We start from the raw sequence: 1,247 nt of genomic DNA, 5'->3' as shown, positions 1-1,247 counted from the left end.
GTTCGGCTGCGGGGCCTGGGGGGCGTTCGGCTGTTGGTGGGGCCGCGGGGGCGTGTGGCTGCGGGGCTCGTGGAGCCGTGCTGCGGGGCTCGTAAAGCTGTGCTGCGGGGCTCGTGGCGCCGCGTGGCTGCAGGGCTCACGGCTCGTCGTGCCGTTCGGCTTCTGGGGCCGCGGGGGCGTGGCCTACTGGCGCTCGTGGCTCAGGAGGACGACGCCGTTGCCGAAGGTGTGCGTCTCGACCAGGCGGAGGCCGGCCGGGGCGGAGCCCTCCATGAACAGCGGGGTGCCGCCGCCGACGATCACCGGATCGACGTAGATCCGGAACGCGTCGACGAGCCCCTGCCGCAGGAAGGCGGCTGCCAGGTGCGCGCCGCTGAGGACCAGCGGGCCGCCCGGCTGCTCCTTGAGTGCGCGCACCTCCTTCGGTACGACGTCCCGCACGACGGTCGTGTTCCAGTCGGCGTGCTCCCACGTCCGCGAGTACACGAACTTGGGCTTCTCCCGCCAGATCCCGGCGAACTCGACGACCGTGGGGCTCGCGTCGGGGTCCTGGTCGGCCGTGGGCCAGAACTCGGTCATCAGTTGGTGGGTGACCCGGCCGCTCAGGAAGGCACCGGCCTCGCGGAGGGTGTCGTTGAAGTGCTGGTGCAGTTCCTCGTCGACGCGATGCCAGGAGATGTCCCGGTCGGGGCCCTCGATGTACCCGTCGAGAGAGATGGTGGCGGTCAGGACGACGTCGCGCATGGTCGGTGCTCCTCGCTGGTCCTCGGATCCCTTGCTTCACGGTGCCATGGAGAGAGGGTGTGGCGGGGCTGGGGCGGGGATACGGTCGTGGCGTGGCGCGGGGTCGAGTGTCGGGTTCCACGGGCGTGCTCGGTCTCGCGGGGGTCGGTCGGCTGATCGGAGCTGGGGATGGGGCGGCGGTTTCGGGACGGGCGGGGGCGGCTGGTCGTACCGGGTGAGGCGGGTGAGGGCGGGGCGGCGGTGACGGTCCCGTTGGAGATCGCGGCCTCTTATCGCGCCCGGACGAAGGGGCTGCTGGGCCGCGACTCGATCGAGGGCGCGATGCTCCTCTCCCCCGCCGGCAGCGTCCACACCTTCGGTATGCGCATGCCCATCGACGTCGCCTACCTGGACCGCCACCTGACGGTGCTGTCCGTCCGGACCATGGGGCCGGGCCGGTTGGGTCGCCCCCCGGCTGAGGTCGCGGCACGTCCTGGAGGCGGAGGCGGGGGTCATGGCGGGGT

Annotated in this window: 1 protein-coding gene and 1 pseudogene; one reads left to right on the top strand and one right to left on the bottom strand. The window is 72.3% G+C overall.

Features of this window, described 5'->3' with window-relative positions; genetic code table 11:
- Nucleotides 1-183: 183 nt before the first annotated feature.
- Nucleotides 184-744, bottom strand: coding sequence for a dihydrofolate reductase family protein (locus tag BM536_RS38800; protein WP_073500231.1), 561 nt, complete (start codon nucleotides 742-744; stop codon nucleotides 184-186).
- 168 nt (nucleotides 745-912) lie between these two features.
- On the opposite strand from BM536_RS38800, the pseudogene BM536_RS38795 reads away from it, so the two are divergent.
- Nucleotides 913-1,247, top strand: a pseudogene (locus tag BM536_RS38795) (DUF192 domain-containing protein); the annotation flags it as partial.

This window comes from Streptomyces phaeoluteigriseus (assembly GCF_001896135.2).
Taxonomy (GTDB): domain Bacteria; phylum Actinomycetota; class Actinomycetes; order Streptomycetales; family Streptomycetaceae; genus Streptomyces; species Streptomyces phaeoluteigriseus.
This window is presented reverse-complemented; position numbering and strand designations above follow the sequence as displayed.

What these genes read in the sequence shown, in the direction of transcription:
- BM536_RS38800 (WP_073500231.1), bottom strand. Translation starts at nt 744, where the DNA reads ATGCGCGACGTCGTCCTGACCGCCACCATCTCTCTCGACGGGTACATC.